At 38.4% G+C, this 17,536-nt stretch carries 21 protein-coding genes and 1 pseudogene; 10 read left to right on the forward strand and 12 right to left on the reverse strand.

The genetic code is table 11. From position 1 onward, the window contains the following. Positions 1 to 91: 91 nt before the first annotated feature. Entirely contained in the window at positions 92 to 502 is a 411-nt protein-coding gene (locus PXH59_RS00005; RefSeq protein ID WP_285808095.1) for a hypothetical protein, read from the reverse strand. Between the two features lie 914 nt (positions 503 to 1,416). Between PXH59_RS00005 and PXH59_RS00010 the strand changes: the two genes are divergently transcribed. Together PXH59_RS00010 and PXH59_RS00015 are read left to right on the forward strand one after the other, a co-directional pair. After that, positions 1,417 to 1,545: a hypothetical protein gene (locus PXH59_RS00010; protein WP_285808096.1), complete on the forward strand. Its 129-nt coding sequence runs from the start codon at positions 1,417 to 1,419 to the stop codon at positions 1,543 to 1,545. Next, complete coding sequence (locus PXH59_RS00015) at positions 1,538 to 1,948, forward strand: hypothetical protein (RefSeq protein WP_285808095.1); 411 nt, start codon at positions 1,538 to 1,540, stop codon at positions 1,946 to 1,948. Before PXH59_RS00010 ends, PXH59_RS00015 begins: the two co-directional genes overlap by 8 nt. A 34-nt stretch (positions 1,949 to 1,982) precedes the next feature. On the opposite strand, the gene PXH59_RS00020 is transcribed toward PXH59_RS00015, so the two are convergent. Together PXH59_RS00020 and PXH59_RS00025 are read right to left on the reverse strand one after the other, a co-directional pair. Further along, positions 1,983 to 2,243 carry a hypothetical protein gene (locus PXH59_RS00020; protein WP_285808097.1) on the reverse strand — a complete coding sequence of 87 codons (261 nt, stop codon included), beginning with the start codon at positions 2,241 to 2,243 and terminating at the stop codon, positions 1,983 to 1,985. A 141-nt stretch (positions 2,244 to 2,384) separates the two neighbouring features. Next, positions 2,385 to 3,116 (reverse strand): hypothetical protein, encoded by a 732-nt coding sequence (locus tag PXH59_RS00025; RefSeq protein ID WP_285808099.1) that lies wholly within the window; start codon positions 3,114 to 3,116, stop codon positions 2,385 to 2,387. A 502-nt stretch (positions 3,117 to 3,618) separates the two neighbouring features. Here PXH59_RS00025 and PXH59_RS00030 point away from each other — a divergent pair. The 3 genes from PXH59_RS00030 (at position 3,619) to PXH59_RS00040 (ending at position 6,701) form a co-directional block, all read left to right on the forward strand. Continuing rightward, positions 3,619 to 4,620, forward strand: coding sequence for a primase-helicase family protein (locus tag PXH59_RS00030; protein WP_285808101.1), 1,002 nt, complete (start codon positions 3,619 to 3,621; stop codon positions 4,618 to 4,620). After that, positions 4,586 to 5,056, forward strand: coding sequence for a hypothetical protein (locus PXH59_RS00035; RefSeq protein WP_285808102.1), 471 nt, complete (start codon positions 4,586 to 4,588; stop codon positions 5,054 to 5,056). The genes PXH59_RS00030 and PXH59_RS00035 overlap by 35 nt, the downstream gene beginning before the upstream one ends. A 1,102-nt stretch (positions 5,057 to 6,158) precedes the next feature. After that, on the forward strand, positions 6,159 to 6,701 hold the full coding sequence (locus PXH59_RS00040) for a DNA-binding protein (protein WP_285808105.1): 543 nt from the start codon (positions 6,159 to 6,161) through the stop codon (positions 6,699 to 6,701). Between the two features lie 109 nt (positions 6,702 to 6,810). Here PXH59_RS00040 and PXH59_RS00045 read toward each other — a convergent pair whose 3' ends face one another. The 5 genes from PXH59_RS00045 to PXH59_RS00065 all read right to left on the reverse strand — a co-directional run bounded on the left by PXH59_RS00045 (position 6,811) and on the right by PXH59_RS00065 (position 9,658). After that, complete coding sequence (locus tag PXH59_RS00045; RefSeq protein ID WP_285808107.1) at positions 6,811 to 7,152, reverse strand: type II toxin-antitoxin system HicB family antitoxin; 342 nt, start codon at positions 7,150 to 7,152, stop codon at positions 6,811 to 6,813. Then, positions 7,149 to 7,397 carry a type II toxin-antitoxin system HicA family toxin gene (locus PXH59_RS00050; RefSeq protein WP_285808109.1) on the reverse strand — a complete coding sequence of 83 codons (249 nt, stop codon included), beginning with the start codon at positions 7,395 to 7,397 and terminating at the stop codon, positions 7,149 to 7,151. The genes PXH59_RS00045 and PXH59_RS00050 overlap by 4 nt, the downstream gene beginning before the upstream one ends. Positions 7,398 to 7,656: 259 nt before the next feature. Next, positions 7,657 to 7,848, reverse strand: coding sequence for a hypothetical protein (locus PXH59_RS00055; protein ID WP_285808111.1), 192 nt, complete (start codon positions 7,846 to 7,848; stop codon positions 7,657 to 7,659). Between the two features lie 122 nt (positions 7,849 to 7,970). Then, the gene (locus PXH59_RS00060; RefSeq protein ID WP_434223313.1) at positions 7,971 to 9,377 is read right to left on the reverse strand and encodes a protelomerase family protein; all 1,407 of its coding nucleotides are present in this window, start codon (positions 9,375 to 9,377) and stop codon (positions 7,971 to 7,973) included. A gap of 104 nt (positions 9,378 to 9,481) precedes the next feature. Further along, entirely contained in the window at positions 9,482 to 9,658 is a 177-nt protein-coding gene (locus PXH59_RS00065) for a hypothetical protein (RefSeq protein WP_285808114.1), read from the reverse strand. A 295-nt stretch (positions 9,659 to 9,953) separates the two neighbouring features. Here PXH59_RS00065 and PXH59_RS00070 point away from each other — a divergent pair, with 295 nt between their 5' ends. From PXH59_RS00070 to PXH59_RS00085, 4 genes and pseudogenes are all read left to right on the forward strand, one after another. Beyond that, a complete protein-coding gene (locus tag PXH59_RS00070) occupies positions 9,954 to 11,639 on the forward strand; it encodes a protelomerase family protein (RefSeq protein ID WP_285808115.1) in 1,686 nt (561 codons plus the stop codon). Between the two features lie 122 nt (positions 11,640 to 11,761). Then, the gene (locus tag PXH59_RS00075) at positions 11,762 to 11,953 is read left to right on the forward strand and encodes a hypothetical protein (protein ID WP_285808111.1); all 192 of its coding nucleotides are present in this window, start codon (positions 11,762 to 11,764) and stop codon (positions 11,951 to 11,953) included. A 259-nt stretch (positions 11,954 to 12,212) separates the two neighbouring features. Further along, positions 12,213 to 12,462: pseudogene (locus tag PXH59_RS00080) on the forward strand (type II toxin-antitoxin system HicA family toxin). Further along, the gene (locus PXH59_RS00085; RefSeq protein ID WP_285808107.1) at positions 12,459 to 12,800 is read left to right on the forward strand and encodes a type II toxin-antitoxin system HicB family antitoxin; all 342 of its coding nucleotides are present in this window, start codon (positions 12,459 to 12,461) and stop codon (positions 12,798 to 12,800) included. The pseudogene PXH59_RS00080 and the gene PXH59_RS00085 overlap by 4 nt, the downstream one beginning before the upstream one ends. Before the next feature lie 108 nt (positions 12,801 to 12,908). On the opposite strand, the gene PXH59_RS00090 is transcribed toward PXH59_RS00085, so the two are convergent. The 4 genes from PXH59_RS00090 to PXH59_RS00105 form a co-directional block, all read right to left on the reverse strand. Beyond that, on the reverse strand, positions 12,909 to 13,451 hold the full coding sequence (locus tag PXH59_RS00090) for a DNA-binding protein (protein WP_285808105.1): 543 nt from the start codon (positions 13,449 to 13,451) through the stop codon (positions 12,909 to 12,911). Between the two features lie 1,102 nt (positions 13,452 to 14,553). Next, positions 14,554 to 15,024: a hypothetical protein gene (locus tag PXH59_RS00095; protein WP_285808102.1), complete on the reverse strand. Its 471-nt coding sequence runs from the start codon at positions 15,022 to 15,024 to the stop codon at positions 14,554 to 14,556. After that, positions 14,990 to 15,940, reverse strand: coding sequence for a primase-helicase family protein (locus PXH59_RS00100; protein WP_285808116.1), 951 nt, complete (start codon positions 15,938 to 15,940; stop codon positions 14,990 to 14,992). Before PXH59_RS00100 ends, PXH59_RS00095 begins: the two co-directional genes overlap by 35 nt. Continuing rightward, positions 15,927 to 16,124 carry a hypothetical protein gene (locus PXH59_RS00105; protein ID WP_285808117.1) on the reverse strand — a complete coding sequence of 66 codons (198 nt, stop codon included), beginning with the start codon at positions 16,122 to 16,124 and terminating at the stop codon, positions 15,927 to 15,929. The genes PXH59_RS00100 and PXH59_RS00105 overlap by 14 nt, the downstream gene beginning before the upstream one ends. A 368-nt stretch (positions 16,125 to 16,492) precedes the next feature. Here PXH59_RS00105 and PXH59_RS00110 point away from each other — a divergent pair, with 368 nt between their 5' ends. Further along, positions 16,493 to 17,224 carry a hypothetical protein gene (locus PXH59_RS00110; protein WP_285808099.1) on the forward strand — a complete coding sequence of 244 codons (732 nt, stop codon included), beginning with the start codon at positions 16,493 to 16,495 and terminating at the stop codon, positions 17,222 to 17,224. The last annotated feature ends 312 nt before the right edge of the window (positions 17,225 to 17,536 follow it).

Genomic DNA, 17,536 nt, shown 5'->3' on the forward strand with positions numbered 1-17,536 from the left:
GAGATTGGCAAATACGCTAAACCTTATGATCCTCGTAGACTGAAAACAGCCGAATAAAATAATGCCCCTATATTTAGGGGCGTTATTTTATTTAGTTTTGCCTCATTAGATTTAGCGCTGTTTGGATTGATTGATGTCTCGCTCTTGCTATGCAATACATTCTGTTTGCTTCTTCACGTTTTTTTTGGAGGGATGCCATCACATCCTCAACGTTATCATTGTTTCCCCAACCATGTAGAAAGTCTGTAGCTATCTCTGTACGAGAAAAGAATTCTAATACGTGATATCTAAAATAGTGAACAGGCGGAGTTGTATAGCCGTTGTTGGCGGCTTCTATCGCTATTTCTTCATATTTGTTTACATTCTTATGCTTGCAGTACAGTAAAAATTTTTCGCGCATTGCTCTATCGTTGCGGTAGCAAAAGACTGCTGCATCATGGATGCTTGCTCCCAGAAATATAGACTTGATAGCGTAGATGGTTTCTTTATCCATTTTATCCATGTGATACATTTCTGAGTTTTTTTTAATTGAACTAAAAGTTTTTTAAAATCCTTACCTTTCATTGGCTTAACTTTAATTCTCTCGCCTTTTACAAATGCCTGTATTAACATATCCAATGTCATGGGAATTTCCACTTATTAATTTTCATGACTCTCCCCTAATTGGTTGCCGCCTTTTAGGGTTTTTTTTACGACTTTTTATTGCAATTTTTTTTGGTTTATATTCTGATTTTTAACGTTTTTATCTTATCTATCTCCTTATCTTTAATTTATCTTGTTGTGTCAGTAGTACCCCTTTTTTTTACTTGTTTTTTATATCTTCTTTCCTGTTTCTTATCTGACTATTCTTTTTCACCATGTCTTTTTATTTCTACTTGTGGTTTTTTTCAATTTTTGGTACTTATTGCCAATCTAATATTAACTAATGGTACTATTATCCATTCATGGTATTTTTTGTCAATCATAAATGGTACTATTAACCATTCATTTTATAAATGGTACTAATAATACATACTACACCGGTGTAGTATGTATTATTAGTACCATTTATAAAATGAATGGTTAATAGTACCATTTATGATTGACAAAAAATACCATGAATGGATAATAGTACCATTAGTTAATATTAGATTGGCAATAAGTACCAAAAATTGAAAAAAACCACAAGTAGAAATAAAAAGACATGGTGAAAAAGAATAGTCAGATAAGAAACAGGAAAGAAGATATAAAAAACAAGTAAAAAAAAGGGTACTACTGACACAACAAGATAAATTAAAGATAAGGAGATAGATAAGATAAAAACGTTAAAAATCAGAATATAAACCAAAAAAATTGCAATAAAAAGTCGTAAAAAAAACCCTAAAAGGCGGCAACCAATTAGGGGAGAGTCATGAAAATTAATAAGTGGAAATTCCCATGACATTGGATATGTTAATACAGGCATTTGTAAAAGGCGAGAGAATTAAAGTTAAGCCAATGAAAGGTAAGGATTTTAAAAAACTTTTAGTTCAATTAAAAAAACTCAGAAATGTATCACATGGATAAAATGGATAAAGAAACCATCTACGCTATCAAGTCTATATTTCTGGGAGCAAGCATCCATGATGCAGCAGTCTTTTGCTACCGCAACGATAGAGCAATGCGCGAAAAATTTTTACTGTACTGCAAGCATAAGAATGTAAACAAATATGAAGAAATAGCGATAGAAGCCGCCAACAACGGCTATACAACTCCGCCTGTTCACTATTTTAGATATCACGTATTAGAATTCTTTTCTCGTACAGAGATAGCTACAGACTTTCTACATGGTTGGGGAAACAATGATAACGTTGAGGATGTGATGGCATCCCTCCAAAAAAAACGTGAAGAAGCAAACAGAATGTATTGCATAGCAAGAGCGAGACATCAATCAATCCAAACAGCGCTAAATCTAATGAGGCAAAACTAAATAAAATAACGCCCCTAAATATAGGGGCATTATTTTATTCGGCTGTTTTCAGTCTACGAGGATCATAAGGTTTAGCGTATTTGCCAATCTCCATAACCAAAGTCAAATCTAGCATCTCATAAATTTCAGCAGGTGAAACAAAAAGCATCACAGCATAGGCAAATTCATCGGCTAGCTCTGGATTATATTGTCCTTTCATGACAGCCATATAATGCTCGCTATACATAAAACCGCGACTTTTAGCTTTAATAATAACGTCGCTGATAAAATCAATTCCAACACTTTCAGAGTGCAACCCAACGCTACCAATTCATTGTTATTCATAGCATCAAAATCGAACACATCAGAGCAAACATGTAATCCATATACCCCCCACTCACGACAGAATTCACCAACCTTATTTAGCTCCAAAGCTAAATCGGCATAGTCCATATTATTAAACACGATTCAATTCCTCTAATTCTTCTAAACGCTGTTGAATAAACGCCTCTGATGAGATGACATTTCCTGATTGCAGTTGCTTTTCCCTGTCCTCAACCATCTGCGGCGTAATAGTTCCTGTGAGTAAACCTCTTTCTTCATCATCATCACCAAGCTCTAAACGCATCTCAGCAAGTAAAGCGGGAGGAACATCAAAACCTTTCTCCATAAAACGATAAGCCGCCTCTGTTGCGGATATTTCGCCAACTCTACGTTTAACAAACAACGCTGTAAGAAAATCAGCATGGTTATGCAAATCGTTATCTAGCTTCGTTTGGGTAACAAGCAGCGATTCAATCCGACCTAATAGACGTTGTAGAGCTTCACTAGCTGAAAGCACCGTTTCTAAATTTGGTTTCTCATCAAGCAAATTAATGACCAAAGCTGTTTGCATTCTGGCAACCGCTATCTCTTGATTTAAACCCGATTGCATCATTTCAGATTCATTAACCAACCGTCGAGCAAACAAACGAGCATACCCGCCATGCTTCAACGCATTAAAATTGCAACTTTTTTGTTTCGTTTCCGGCGCTTTTTGTTGCACTTTTTCAGGCCGAACGCCCCCGCCAGCACGTAATTTATTTCTCGCTGTACTGTAGTTTAATTTATTGTTTTTACAGTAATTACTAAGAGAAAGGCCGCTTTTTCCCAATTCCCTCTGGTGATATTCCCAATTAATTGAAGCCATGCAATTGCAACCTTGAAAAATGACACTTCTTGATCAAATACAGGGATATAAAGATCAAGACTTATTCAAAAGTCATAATAAGCTCAACAACAAAAAAATGTTTTAATGATCTGAATCTTTGTTAGAATGACTATAAGCTCAGGCTCTGCCTAGCAAAAAAAACGATTTTGAACCCGTCGCGGCCTGAGAAACCACGACAGCTAACGCAAGGGTTCGCAAAGAGACCTAAGTGTACCCCTAGCGCACTTAGGTTTTTTTGTTTCTGCAATATTTTTTTGTTCTTGCCCCATAATTAAACTCTGCTTAAACTGATTAAGAAATCTGGCTTCTCACCAGATAACTATCAATAGCTCGGCTAGGGTAATATTATGAAACTGAAAAAAAAATCCAGGCGGTAGACCGTCTATGCCCCCTCGCGACAAATCAACCGAAAACGTAGCGTTAACTCCTCGTCAAGTAGAAGCTATAGAAAAAACCATCAAAGAAGATGGTGTTCTGTGGCGTGACGTGGTTAGAAAACTGGTTGATGACTTTATCGCAAGTGGGGTGGGTCATGACTCAAAATAACCCACCAAAAGACAGCAATGTCACTCAACTAAAACCTCGAAAAATCTTCCTGTCAGACGAAGAAATACAGTTAGAAATAGACAAACGAGTAAAAAGACTGAATAGGACGTTTACTCACATACTAAATGACGGGAAAAACTACGTTGTTAGAGAAGGTTTAGATGCTCAGAACAGACCACGCTTTGAATTTTTCACACTGAAAGAATTCAGAGATTCATTACTAAATGAAAGAAAACAAATAGTAGGCTACAACAGGTCAGGAGAGGAAAAGAATAAAAACATTGCTGATTTATGGCTAGAAAGCCCTCTATCAAATTTCTGTGACAAGGGAATAACATTCGTTCCAATCGATAACAAATTCGTTAATGGAAGATTAAACGCCTATTTTGGATACGGAGTTAACCCGCAAAATTGCACAGATAATGATATTCAACCATATCTAGATCACATATTTAATATCATTTGTGACAAAGACAATATCAGCTATGAATACCTGCTGAACTGGATGTCGCATCTAGTCCAGAAACCAGAGGAAAAGCCAGAAGTAGCAATAATACTCAGAGCCGGACAAGGAGCAGGTAAAGGTACTTTTGTCGATCCTTTAGGAAAAATAATAGGCGCTCACTATTCCCATGTAACAAGCTCATCCCAAATGATGGGGCGCTTCAACAGTTTCATGGAAAATAAAATTTTAATCTTTGCTGATGAATTTTTTGCTGGTAGCAAAAAATCAACAGATATGTTGAAAGGGATGATCACAGAAAAAACTCAAATGATTGAACGAAAGGGTATAGACCAAATAGAAACTCCATCCTATTCCCGTTTAATCATGGCATCTAATCACGAAAACATAGTAAAAATTGAACGAGATGAAAGAAGGTATTTATTTCTAGATGTTAGTGATGAAAAAAAAACAAGATCACCAATACTTCACTAACTTAAGAAAAGTAATAAACCATAAAGAATTTGCAGGTAAGTTACTACATTGGCTAAAAACTAGAGATATAAAAGAATTCAATCCAAGGAATGTGCCAAAGACAAAAGCACTAGGAGAACAAAAACTAGATAATCTAGAACCCATTGAACGCTGGTGGCTTAACGCTCTAAGAAGAGAATCATTTGATGGAGGTTCATGGCCTGCACGCCTCGATACTGATTCTATACAAACAAAAGTCCTTACATGGCTAGACGCAAATAAGTTTGAAGTATGGGGAGATATCCCAAAAAAACTAGGCCATTTCCTCAAAAAAGTAGGGCTTAAAAAAGACAGAATTAGAAAAGGGGAAAGTAGAGTTTATATGTATGAAATCCCCCCAATAGATGAATGCAGAGAGAAATTTAACCAATATCTGGGTCATAATATAGAATATTAATAAAAACATATTGTTAACAAAGAAAGGGCTAACAGCCCTTTTTTTTTGTCCCTAATATGACCTAATTAAAATAGGGACAGATTTCAAGAACAGGGACGCTCTTATCCCTTGCGGTACAAGGCTTGTCCCTATTGTCCTCTTTGTCCCCCCTAAAAATTTGTTTTCTTATGCATATGTAAAATGATCACGAAGTGTTAGATTATCACATAATTAAATTTCAATAATTAAAGGGGGACAATAGGGTCATTATAGTAATATCAATAAGTTATAAATATAATAATAGGGACAAAACAAGGACAATATAGGGACAATATAGGGACAAAAGGTGGACAGAAAAATAAAATAAGGATAATAAAACTGACGCCTTCGCTACGCTCAGTTGCCCCAAAGGGCTTTGCCCTCTGGACTCCCAGCCCTCGCCGTCGGGCGGACTCGGGAGGCATGTTGGCGGGCTTCGCCCTTTCCGCTGCGCTGCGCTTGCTCCACTTCATGCCCCCTCATCCACACTATGGCGACACTCAATCAGCCGTCAACCCGCTACGGGCTTCGCCCTTCGGGGTTTCCCTCACTTTGTTCGGTGACTAGCTGCTTTCGTTTGACGGGCGTTTTAACGATCAGAAAAGGGAAAATAGGGTTTACTTGTCTACATGTGTTGACAGATGCGGCAATGCCGTCTACAATTGTAGACATGTTGACGGTTTGTCAACTCGTCGTATTTTTTACGACTGTTCTTTTAAAACTTGAGATCTAACAGCCTATGGAGGGAATAACCAATCGGAAAGGTTAATTATCACTCAGATAAGGACGTAAACGGAGCAATCCTTTATGGTCTAGCGAATGGCTGGCGTTGGGTGCAAAAAGGTAATGGTCATACAGTCGGGTATTTGTACTGTACGACTAAAGCAACTGGAACGCATGAAAAGCAAACTTGTTTTATTGCGGTTTTCGGTTCTCCTAAGAACCCTACAAATCACGCAAAGAAGGTACGTCAAGCCGTAAACGGTCATTCGTGTTAATTGTCGTTAAAGCCACCTTCTGGTGAAGGTGGCCTTAATCAAAAACTGGCTGGTAATAATCTCAAGCTTAATAAAAGGTAATAAAAATGAAAGAGTATGATTTTGCCTTAATCGCAACCAGCAAGAATGATGTAGATGAAGAAGTAATCTGTCAGATTGCTAATGATCTCTTTGAGGCTGGCGCTGAAGATTGCACGGTGTCATCACGTGGTAATGCTTTAATCATCGAATTTGACCGAGAGAGTGAATCTTATAAAGATGCCGTAATCTCGGCCATCAAGCAAGTTCAGTCTATTGATTTAATTACAGTTAAAAGTGTAGATGCTGGACAATATGTAGGTCTTTCAGATGCGGCTGAACTCTCCGAATTGACGCGTTCTGCTTTATCAAAATTTAGCAAAGGAGAGCGGGGTGATGGACATTTCCCCACGCCGTATCTAAGAGTTGCGAGTAAAACACCATTATATGATTGGAGTGAAATTGCCAGTTGGTTATGTTCGAAAGGTTTAATTGAATCTGAACTAGTAGAAAATGCAAAATTCACATCTGTCATTAACACTGCTCTAAAATTGAGGAATGGTGAATTGGACGAAGTATCTACATTAGTCTCAGAATTGGCTTGTGCATAAACCATCTTGAATAATAACTCTATAGGTATGATAGATCTCAATTGCCCACCTTTATGGTGGGCTTTTTTTATATCCCCGTTTGCCCTGGGAGAGAATGATGGCAGGTTGGTTAACGGGCGTGTCGACTGATTTCATTCTCAAGGGCTTTATTGACCACCGCATTAATGGTCAGGCCGCTTTCTTCTGCTATTTCTGCTAGGTGGCGATGGGTATCTGGATGTACCCGAACATTGAACACGCCTTTGAACGGAATATCCGGTTTTTTATTCAATTCCTGACAATCTGCAAGATATAACTCCACGGACTGTTTAAATTCATCTTCCAGTTCTTTAATGGTCGTTGCCTGATAGGTGACTAAATCACGGATATACGCTAGTTTTCCGAACAGATAATTATCTTCGACCTCAAATTCAATCGTGCCTATATAGCCCTTATAAGTCAGGTGCCTCATAGCAAACCTACCTCTTTTAATGTGTCTTTCACCGCCTTGATTGTGCCGCCCTTTATGTAATTCTCTGGGTGTGGACGGTGCATCATGATGGTGTGATTGATGACGGGGTTGTAAAAACGTACCCGTGAACCCTGCATTTCTTTTTTTTCATAGCCTAACAAATTCAGTAATGACACGAGTTCTGACCATGCAAAGGTTTTTCGACTCTGTAAAAACGCCTCTTTCAGTTTGTCCAGTTTACTCATTGGTACGCTCTCCTTCTGTGACTAATTTTAGTTACAAAATATTATGTCGTCAAGTTGCAGCGCTGATGAGCGGGACGAGAATGTCACAGAACGCCCACAGCGATATTAAAAAGCGTTAGGCTGCATTTTTCTTAGCATTAATGAATAGAACCCCTTAAATTCTCCGTTCAGAGTCGCTATAAGGGGTTTATAGAGTTTTTTAAAGAGAAAGTGAGACTAAATGTAAAAAACGCCTCTGTATCGTTCTGATGGCGAATTATCAGATGTCTTCATCACTAAGAAAATAGTCTTTCATCGTGAAGAAACTGACGTTCAAGTTGTCAGCTAATAGAAACATGAGCCACTTAAGTTCGTGTTCGGGCGGAAGTGCCGCGGCAAACTCAGAAAATGCCTTTACGATATTTTCATGACGAGCAAGCGGTGGATATATGTTAGAGTCATAGATACTCATATAGACCTCTCCTGTAGGTTTATGTGATAGAAACGCCTCAGCCTAGACCTCTGAGGCGTTTTGCATTAGATCATTCCTCGAACTCCATGACAAGGGGCAAATTGTTAATTTTAAAAGTCGTTTCAGAGTTCAACCCAATCAATGTGGTTATAGTCAGTGACGTCTAGCTCGTTCCAGACTGCATTTTTGACTGCTTCATCAATCGCGTTTTGTTCGTCCTCATCCTCTTCTATTTCTATTGCTATCTGTTTGACAAACGTTAGTTTTATTTCAACTTCTACTGTTTTTATAACTTTTTGTTTTTCTTTTTTGTTTTTATTTTCTTTTAGTATCTGATTCGGTTTATCTAACTTTCGTTCTTTTATCATTTTCGCCAGTTCAAGCGCGGTTTCTCTGCGTCCTCCAGCAATACGGAACACCATTGCGCCGTTAATTGTGACGTCAGGCTCATGATCAACCGCGCTTACAAGCATGATTGCCATTCTTGCAAAAACCTTTCGATGTAAAACCGCATCGGATTTCAAAAAATCACGTAGTAATTCCAGCCGATCTTCATACTCCAGTTTTCCCGCCATATTTTTTGCTATGTCTATTTGCGACCGGCTTATTTTTTCCTTGTCATTTAGCTTGAATTGCAGATAAGACAAGGTTTCATTCATGTCTGTATGAATAAGATGGTTTTTGAAAAACTCTATTTCTTGTATCGGTTCGCGTTTGTTAGCCGTTTGGTTTGCCTCGTAAACGGTGTATGCAATTCGGGCGTATAGCGCCCTGCTATCTTTGAATACCCAATGCTGCCCCTGTTTATTTTTATCATTCATGAAAGCATTCATTGTTTCGTTAAGCTGTTTAGCTACCGATCCGTTAACTTGTCTGGCAATTTCTCCTTCATGCAGGTCACTATTTAGCAAGCGCTCCATTAAAGAGGTTATTCGAGGGTGGGAACGTAACCGTTCTATTGCATCACACACCATATGACAATCCACCAGCGCCGGAATGGTGAATTGCTTATTTTGTTTCGTTTTATTTTTTCTTAGTCCAGAGAATTTTATTCTTGAGCTAATTTTTGTCGGTTCAAACTCACCAAAGTGAATAATTTCAGAACAACGACGGCCTGTAGCCAGAGCAACACCGATTGTGAGATTTTCCCATTCATCAGTTTTTAATAACTGGTTAATCAGAGCAAAGATCTCTAAGCCTGAAAAAGAGCGGGGTTTACGCTGGTATTTTACTTTGCGTTTTTCTTCTCGCTTGCTCATGTTTGCTGACTCTTGCCCTGTCCTCGTCATTTCTAACATAACTGGGTTTTGGCTGGTGATATCCCTTATCTCTTTCTCTGCTTGAAAATGTCCATTTTTTAGTGCTTCATTTTTTGAGTTTTTCGCGTTTAATTTTGCTCTTTTAGCTATTTCAAATAGTGATTTTTCAGCCGTTTTATACGTTGTTCTGTCTATTTCGTGCAGATATTTACCATACTTAGGATATTTCAATATTAATTTATTTATCTGATCATAAAAATCAAAAGCCATGATACCAGACTCTTCTAAATCTCGTCTTAATCTTGTCACATATCGATTATGCGTAGTCGCTGTTATTTGTTCTTCTTCTGGCTGGTGAAATCCGTCAATATTCTTTACTTTATTACGGTCTCGCTGTCTTTATCCAAAGAGCCTCTCTTGCCTTTATAGCCGCTTTTTTTTGCTGCTGTATTTTTTCGCTTAATACTCATATCTTTTTGCGATATAAGCGCTAATTGTTCAAGCAACCAGTGCTTTATATTGCTATAACCTGCCAATTTCTTCTGTCCCATAACGCCCCCATTAATGGTACTTTTTACAATCAATATGTAATATAGATTAAATGGTACTTTTTGTCAAGCATGGTACTTAAATGCATACATTAAATGGTACTATTAACCATTCATTTTATAAATGGTACTAATAATACATACTACACCGGTGTAGTATGTATTATTAGTACCATTTATAAAATGAATGGTTAATAGTACCATTTAATGTATGCATTTAAGTACCATGCTTGACAAAAAGTACCATTTAATCTATATTACATATTGATTGTAAAAAAGTACCATTAATGGGGGCGTTATGGGACAGAAGAAATTGGCAGGTTATAGCAATATAAAGCACTGGTTGCTTGAACAATTAGCGCTTATATCGCAAAAAGATATGAGTATTAAGCGAAAAAATACAGCAGCAAAAAAAGCGGCTATAAAGGCAAGAGAGGCTCTTTGGATAAAGACAGCAGACCGTAATAAAGTAAAGAATATTGACGGATTTCACCAGCCAGAAGAAGAACAAATAACAGCGACTACGCATAATCGATATGTGACAAGATTAAGACGAGATTTAGAAGAGTCTGGTATCATGGCTTTTGATTTTTATGATCAGATAAATAAATTAATATTGAAATATCCTAAGTATGGTAAATATCTGCACGAAATAGACAGAACAACGTATAAAACGGCTGAAAAATCACTATTTGAAATAGCTAAAAGAGCAAAATTAAACGCGAAAAACTCAAAAAATGAAGCACTAAAAAATGGACATTTTCAAGCAGAGAAAGAGATAAGGGATATCACCAGCCAAAACCCAGTTATGTTAGAAATGACGAGGACAGGGCAAGAGTCAGCAAACATGAGCAAGCGAGAAGAAAAACGCAAAGTAAAATACCAGCGTAAACCCCGCTCTTTTTCAGGCTTAGAGATCTTTGCTCTGATTAACCAGTTATTAAAAACTGATGAATGGGAAAATCTCACAATCGGTGTTGCTCTGGCTACAGGCCGTCGTTGTTCTGAAATTATTCACTTTGGTGAGTTTGAACCGACAAAAATTAGCTCAAGAATAAAATTCTCTGGACTAAGAAAAAATAAAACGAAACAAAATAAGCAATTCACCATTCCGGCGCTGGTGGATTGTCATATGGTGTGTGATGCAATAGAACGGTTACGTTCCCACCCTCGAATAACCTCTTTAATGGAGCGCTTGCTAAATAGTGACCTGCATGAAGGAGAAATTGCCAGACAAGTTAACGGATCGGTAGCTAAACAGCTTAACGAAACAATGAATGCTTTCATGAATGATAAAAATAAACAGGGGCAGCATTGGGTATTCAAAGATAGCAGGGCGCTATACGCCCGAATTGCATACACCGTTTACGAGGCAAACCAAACGGCTAACAAACGCGAACCGATACAAGAAATAGAGTTTTTCAAAAACCATCTTATTCATACAGACATGAATGAAACCTTGTCTTATCTGCAATTCAAGCTAAATGACAAGGAAAAAATAAGCCGGTCGCAAATAGACATAGCAAAAAATATGGCGGGAAAACTGGAGTATGAAGATCGGCTGGAATTACTACGTGATTTTTTGAAATCCGATGCGGTTTTACATCGAAAGGTTTTTGCAAGAATGGCAATCATGCTTGTAAGCGCGGTTGATCATGAGCCTGACGTCACAATTAACGGCGCAATGGTGTTCCGTATTGCTGGAGGACGCAGAGAAACCGCGCTTGAACTGGCGAAAATGATAAAAGAACGAAAGTTAGATAAACCGAATCAGATACTAAAAGAAAATAAAAACAAAAAAGAAAAACAAAAAGTTATAAAAACAGTAGAAGTTGAAATAAAACTAACGTTTGTCAAACAGATAGCAATAGAAATAGAAGAGGATGAGGACGAACAAAACGCGATTGATGAAGCAGTCAAAAATGCAGTCTGGAACGAGCTAGACGTCACTGACTATAACCACATTGATTGGGTTGAACTCTGAAACGACTTTTAAAATTAACAATTTGCCCCTTGTCATGGAGTTCGAGGAATGATCTAATGCAAAACGCCTCAGAGGTCTAGGCTGAGGCGTTTCTATCACATAAACCTACAGGAGAGGTCTATATGAGTATCTATGACTCTAACATATATCCACCGCTTGCTCGTCATGAAAATATCGTAAAGGCATTTTCTGAGTTTGCCGCGGCACTTCCGCCCGAACACGAACTTAAGTGGCTCATGTTTCTATTAGCTGACAACTTGAACGTCAGTTTCTTCACGATGAAAGACTATTTTCTTAGTGATGAAGACATCTGATAATTCGCCATCAGAACGATACAGAGGCGTTTTTTACATTTAGTCTCACTTTCTCTTTAAAAAACTCTATAAACCCCTTATAGCGACTCTGAACGGAGAATTTAAGGGGTTCTATTCATTAATGCTAAGAAAAATGCAGCCTAACGCTTTTTAATATCGCTGTGGGCGTTCTGTGACATTCTCGTCCCGCTCATCAGCGCTGCAACTTGACGACATAATATTTTGTAACTAAAATTAGTCACAGAAGGAGAGCGTACCAATGAGTAAACTGGACAAACTGAAAGAGGCGTTTTTACAGAGTCGAAAAACCTTTGCATGGTCAGAACTCGTGTCATTACTGAATTTGTTAGGCTATGAAAAAAAAAGAAATGCAGGGTTCACGGGTACGTTTTTACAACCCCGTCATCAATCACACCATCATGATGCACCGTCCACACCCAGAGAATTACATAAAGGGCGGCACAATCAAGGCGGTGAAAGACACATTAAAAGAGGTAGGTTTGCTATGAGGCACCTGACTTATAAGGGCTATATAGGCACGATTGAATTTGAGGTCGAAGATAATTATCTGTTCGGAAAACTAGCGTATATCCGTGATTTAGTCACCTATCAGGCAACGACCATTAAAGAACTGGAAGATGAATTTAAACAGTCCGTGGAGTTATATCTTGCAGATTGTCAGGAATTGAATAAAAAACCGGATATTCCGTTCAAAGGCGTGTTCAATGTTCGGGTACATCCAGATACCCATCGCCACCTAGCAGAAATAGCAGAAGAAAGCGGCCTGACCATTAATGCGGTGGTCAATAAAGCCCTTGAGAATGAAATCAGTCGACACGCCCGTTAACCAACCTGCCATCATTCTCTCCCAGGGCAAACGGGGATATAAAAAAGCCCACCATAAAGGTGGGCAATTGAGATCTATCATACCTATAGAGTTATTATTCAAGATGGTTTATGCACAAGCCAATTCTGAGACTAATGTAGATACTTCGTCCAATTCACCATTCCTCAATTTTAGAGCAGTGTTAATGACAGATGTGAATTTTGCATTTTCTACTAGTTCAGATTCAATTAAACCTTTCGAACATAACCAACTGGCAATTTCACTCCAATCATATAATGGTGTTTTACTCGCAACTCTTAGATACGGCGTGGGGAAATGTCCATCACCCCGCTCTCCTTTGCTAAATTTTGATAAAGCAGAACGCGTCAATTCGGAGAGTTCAGCCGCATCTGAAAGACCTACATATTGTCCAGCATCTACACTTTTAACTGTAATTAAATCAATAGACTGAACTTGCTTGATGGCCGAGATTACGGCATCTTTATAAGATTCACTCTCTCGGTCAAATTCGATGATTAAAGCATTACCACGTGATGACACCGTGCAATCTTCAGCGCCAGCCTCAAAGAGATCATTAGCAATCTGACAGATTACTTCTTCATCTACATCATTCTTGCTGGTTGCGATTAAGGCAAAATCATACTCTTTCATTTTTATTACCTTTTATTAAGCTTGAGATTATTACCAGCCAGTTTTTGATTAAGGCCACCTTCACCAGAAGGTGGCTTTAACGACAATTAACACGAATGACCGTTTACGGCTTGACGTACCTTCTTTGCGTGATTTGTAGGGTTCTTAGGAGAACCGAAAACCGCAATAAAACAAGTTTGCTTTTCATGCGTTCCAGTTGCTTTAGTCGTACAGTACAAATACCCGACTGTATGACCATTACCTTTTTGCACCCAACGCCAGCCATTCGCTAGACCATAAAGGATTGCTCCGTTTACGTCCTTATCTGAGTGATAATTAACCTTTCCGATTGGTTATTCCCTCCATAGGCTGTTAGATCTCAAGTTTTAAAAGAACAGTCGTAAAAAATACGACGAGTTGACAAACCGTCAACATGTCTACAATTGTAGACGGCATTGCCGCATCTGTCAACACATGTAGACAAGTAAACCCTATTTTCCCTTTTCTGATCGTTAAAACGCCCGTCAAACGAAAGCAGCTAGTCACCGAACAAAGTGAGGGAAACCCCGAAGGGCGAAGCCCGTAGCGGGTTGACGGCTGATTGAGTGTCGCCATAGTGTGGATGAGGGGGCATGAAGTGGAGCAAGCGCAGCGCAGCGGAAAGGGCGAAGCCCGCCAACATGCCTCCCGAGTCCGCCCGACGGCGAGGGCTGGGAGTCCAGAGGGCAAAGCCCTTTGGGGCAACTGAGCGTAGCGAAGGCGTCAGTTTTATTATCCTTATTTTATTTTTCTGTCCACCTTTTGTCCCTATATTGTCCCTATATTGTCCTTGTTTTGTCCCTATTATTATATTTATAACTTATTGATATTACTATAATGACCCTATTGTCCCCCTTTAATTATTGAAATTTAATTATGTGATAATCTAACACTTCGTGATCATTTTACATATGCATAAGAAAACAAATTTTTAGGGGGGACAAAGAGGACAATAGGGACAAGCCTTGTACCGCAAGGGATAAGAGCGTCCCTGTTCTTGAAATCTGTCCCTATTTTAATTAGGTCATATTAGGGACAAAAAAAAAGGGCTGTTAGCCCTTTCTTTGTTAACAATATGTTTTTATTAATATTCTATATTATGACCCAGATATTGGTTAAATTTCTCTCTGCATTCATCTATTGGGGGGATTTCATACATATAAACTCTACTTTCCCCTTTTCTAATTCTGTCTTTTTTAAGCCCTACTTTTTTGAGGAAATGGCCTAGTTTTTTTGGGATATCTCCCCATACTTCAAACTTATTTGCGTCTAGCCATGTAAGGACTTTTGTTTGTATAGAATCAGTATCGAGGCGTGCAGGCCATGAACCTCCATCAAATGATTCTCTTCTTAGAGCGTTAAGCCACCAGCGTTCAATGGGTTCTAGATTATCTAGTTTTTGTTCTCCTAGTGCTTTTGTCTTTGGCACATTCCTTGGATTGAATTCTTTTATATCTCTAGTTTTTAGCCAATGTAGTAACTTACCTGCAAATTCTTTATGGTTTATTACTTTTCTTAAGTTAGTGAAGTATTGGTGATCTTGTTTTTTTTTCATCACTAACATCTAGAAATAAATACCTTCTTTCATCTCGTTCAATTTTTACTATGTTTTCGTGATTAGATGCCATGATTAAACGGGAATAGGATGGAGTTTCTATTTGGTCTATACCCTTTCGTTCAATCATTTGAGTTTTTTCTGTGATCATCCCTTTCAACATATCTGTTGATTTTTTGCTACCAGCAAAAAATTCATCAGCAAAGATTAAAATTTTATTTTCCATGAAACTGTTGAAGCGCCCCATCATTTGGGATGAGCTTGTTACATGGGAATAGTGAGCGCCTATTATTTTTCCTAAAGGATCGACAAAAGTACCTTTACCTGCTCCTTGTCCGGCTCTGAGTATTATTGCTACTTCTGGCTTTTCCTCTGGTTTCTGGACTAGATGCGACATCCAGTTCAGCAGGTATTCATAGCTGATATTGTCTTTGTCACAAATGATATTAAATATGTGATCTAGATATGGTTGAATATCATTATCTGTGCAATTTTGCGGGTTAACTCCGTATCCAAAATAGGCGTTTAATCTTCCATTAACGAATTTGTTATCGATTGGAACGAATGTTATTCCCTTGTCACAGAAATTTGATAGAGGGCTTTCTAGCCATAAATCAGCAATGTTTTTATTCTTTTCCTCTCCTGACCTGTTGTAGCCTACTATTTGTTTTCTTTCATTTAGTAATGAATCTCTGAATTCTTTCAGTGTGAAAAATTCAAAGCGTGGTCTGTTCTGAGCATCTAAACCTTCTCTAACAACGTAGTTTTTCCCGTCATTTAGTATGTGAGTAAACGTCCTATTCAGTCTTTTACTCGTTTGTCTATTTCTAACTGTATTTCTTCGTCTGACAGGAAGATTTTTTCGAGGTTTTAGTTGAGTGACATTGCTGTCTTTTGGTGGGTTATTTTGAGTCATGACCCACCCCACTTGCGATAAAGTCATCAACCAGTTTTCTAACCACGTCACGCCACAGAACACCATCTTCTTTGATGGTTTTTTCTATAGCTTCTACTTGACGAGGAGTTAACGCTACGTTTTCGGTTGATTTGTCGCGAGGGGGCATAGACGGTCTACCGCCTGGATTTTTTTTCAGTTTCATAATATTACCCTAGCCGAGCTATTGATAGTTATCTGGTGAGAAGCCAGATTTCTTAATCAGTTTAAGCAGAGTTTAATTATGGGGCAAGAACAAAAAAATATTGCAGAAACAAAAAAACCTAAGTGCGCTAGGGGTACACTTAGGTCTCTTTGCGAACCCTTGCGTTAGCTGTCGTGGTTTCTCAGGCCGCGACGGGTTCAAAATCGTTTTTTTTGCTAGGCAGAGCCTGAGCTTATAGTCATTCTAACAAAGATTCAGATCATTAAAACATTTTTTTGTTGTTGAGCTTATTATGACTTTTGAATAAGTCTTGATCTTTATATCCCTGTATTTGATCAAGAAGTGTCATTTTTCAAGGTTGCAATTGCATGGCTTCAATTAATTGGGAATATCACCAGAGGGAATTGGGAAAAAGCGGCCTTTCTCTTAGTAATTACTGTAAAAACAATAAATTAAACTACAGTACAGCGAGAAATAAATTACGTGCTGGCGGGGGCGTTCGGCCTGAAAAAGTGCAACAAAAAGCGCCGGAAACGAAACAAAAAAGTTGCAATTTTAATGCGTTGAAGCATGGCGGGTATGCTCGTTTGTTTGCTCGACGGTTGGTTAATGAATCTGAAATGATGCAATCGGGTTTAAATCAAGAGATAGCGGTTGCCAGAATGCAAACAGCTTTGGTCATTAATTTGCTTGATGAGAAACCAAATTTAGAAACGGTGCTTTCAGCTAGTGAAGCTCTACAACGTCTATTAGGTCGGATTGAATCGCTGCTTGTTACCCAAACGAAGCTAGATAACGATTTGCATAACCATGCTGATTTTCTTACAGCGTTGTTTGTTAAACGTAGAGTTGGCGAAATATCCGCAACAGAGGCGGCTTATCGTTTTATGGAGAAAGGTTTTGATGTTCCTCCCGCTTTACTTGCTGAGATGCGTTTAGAGCTTGGTGATGATGATGAAGAAAGAGGTTTACTCACAGGAACTATTACGCCGCAGATGGTTGAGGACAGGGAAAAGCAACTGCAATCAGGAAATGTCATCTCATCAGAGGCGTTTATTCAACAGCGTTTAGAAGAATTAGAGGAATTGAATCGTGTTTAATAATATGGACTATGCCGATTTAGCTTTGGAGCTAAATAAGGTTGGTGAATTCTGTCGTGAGTGGGGGGTATATGGATTACATGTTTGCTCTGATGTGTTCGATTTTGATGCTATGAATAACAATGAATTGGTAGCGTTGGGTTGCACTCTGAAAGTGTTGGAATTGATTTTATCAGCGACGTTATTATTAAAGCTAAAAGTCGCGGTTTTATGTATAGCGAGCATTATATGGCTGTCTTGAAAGGACAATATAATCCAGAGCTAGCCGATGAATTTGCCTATGCTGTGATGCTTTTTGTTTCACCTGCTGAA

The sequence above is a fragment of the Xenorhabdus bakwenae genome (genome assembly GCF_030272115.1).
Classification (GTDB): Bacteria; Pseudomonadota; Gammaproteobacteria; order Enterobacterales; family Enterobacteriaceae; genus Xenorhabdus; species Xenorhabdus bakwenae.

Excerpts from the sequence above, each read along its gene's own strand:
- PXH59_RS00005 (WP_285808095.1), bottom strand. The coding sequence starts at position 502 with ATGGATAAAATGGATAAAGAAACCATCTACGCTATCAAGTCTATATTT.
- PXH59_RS00010 (WP_285808096.1), top strand. The coding sequence starts at position 1,417 with ATGACATTGGATATGTTAATACAGGCATTTGTAAAAGGCGAGAGAATT.
- PXH59_RS00015 (WP_285808095.1), top strand. The coding sequence starts at position 1,538 with ATGGATAAAATGGATAAAGAAACCATCTACGCTATCAAGTCTATATTT.
- PXH59_RS00025 (WP_285808099.1), bottom strand. The coding sequence starts at position 3,116 with ATGGCTTCAATTAATTGGGAATATCACCAGAGGGAATTGGGAAAAAGC.
- PXH59_RS00035 (WP_285808102.1), top strand. The coding sequence starts at position 4,586 with ATGAAAAAAAAACAAGATCACCAATACTTCACTAACTTAAGAAAAGTA.
- PXH59_RS00040 (WP_285808105.1), top strand. The coding sequence starts at position 6,159 with ATGAAAGAGTATGATTTTGCCTTAATCGCAACCAGCAAGAATGATGTA.
- PXH59_RS00045 (WP_285808107.1), bottom strand. The coding sequence starts at position 7,152 with ATGAGGCACCTGACTTATAAGGGCTATATAGGCACGATTGAATTTGAG.
- PXH59_RS00050 (WP_285808109.1), bottom strand. The coding sequence starts at position 7,397 with ATGAGTAAACTGGACAAACTGAAAGAGGCGTTTTTACAGAGTCGAAAA.
- PXH59_RS00055 (WP_285808111.1), bottom strand. The coding sequence starts at position 7,848 with ATGAGTATCTATGACTCTAACATATATCCACCGCTTGCTCGTCATGAA.
- PXH59_RS00060 (WP_434223313.1), bottom strand. The coding sequence starts at position 9,377 with ATGGCTTTTGATTTTTATGATCAGATAAATAAATTAATATTGAAATAT.
- PXH59_RS00065 (WP_285808114.1), bottom strand. The coding sequence starts at position 9,658 with ATGGGACAGAAGAAATTGGCAGGTTATAGCAATATAAAGCACTGGTTG.
- PXH59_RS00070 (WP_285808115.1), top strand. The coding sequence starts at position 9,954 with ATGGGACAGAAGAAATTGGCAGGTTATAGCAATATAAAGCACTGGTTG.
- PXH59_RS00075 (WP_285808111.1), top strand. The coding sequence starts at position 11,762 with ATGAGTATCTATGACTCTAACATATATCCACCGCTTGCTCGTCATGAA.
- PXH59_RS00085 (WP_285808107.1), top strand. The coding sequence starts at position 12,459 with ATGAGGCACCTGACTTATAAGGGCTATATAGGCACGATTGAATTTGAG.
- PXH59_RS00090 (WP_285808105.1), bottom strand. The coding sequence starts at position 13,451 with ATGAAAGAGTATGATTTTGCCTTAATCGCAACCAGCAAGAATGATGTA.
- PXH59_RS00095 (WP_285808102.1), bottom strand. The coding sequence starts at position 15,024 with ATGAAAAAAAAACAAGATCACCAATACTTCACTAACTTAAGAAAAGTA.
- PXH59_RS00100 (WP_285808116.1), bottom strand. The coding sequence starts at position 15,940 with ATGACTCAAAATAACCCACCAAAAGACAGCAATGTCACTCAACTAAAA.
- PXH59_RS00105 (WP_285808117.1), bottom strand. The coding sequence starts at position 16,124 with ATGAAACTGAAAAAAAATCCAGGCGGTAGACCGTCTATGCCCCCTCGC.
- PXH59_RS00110 (WP_285808099.1), top strand. The coding sequence starts at position 16,493 with ATGGCTTCAATTAATTGGGAATATCACCAGAGGGAATTGGGAAAAAGC.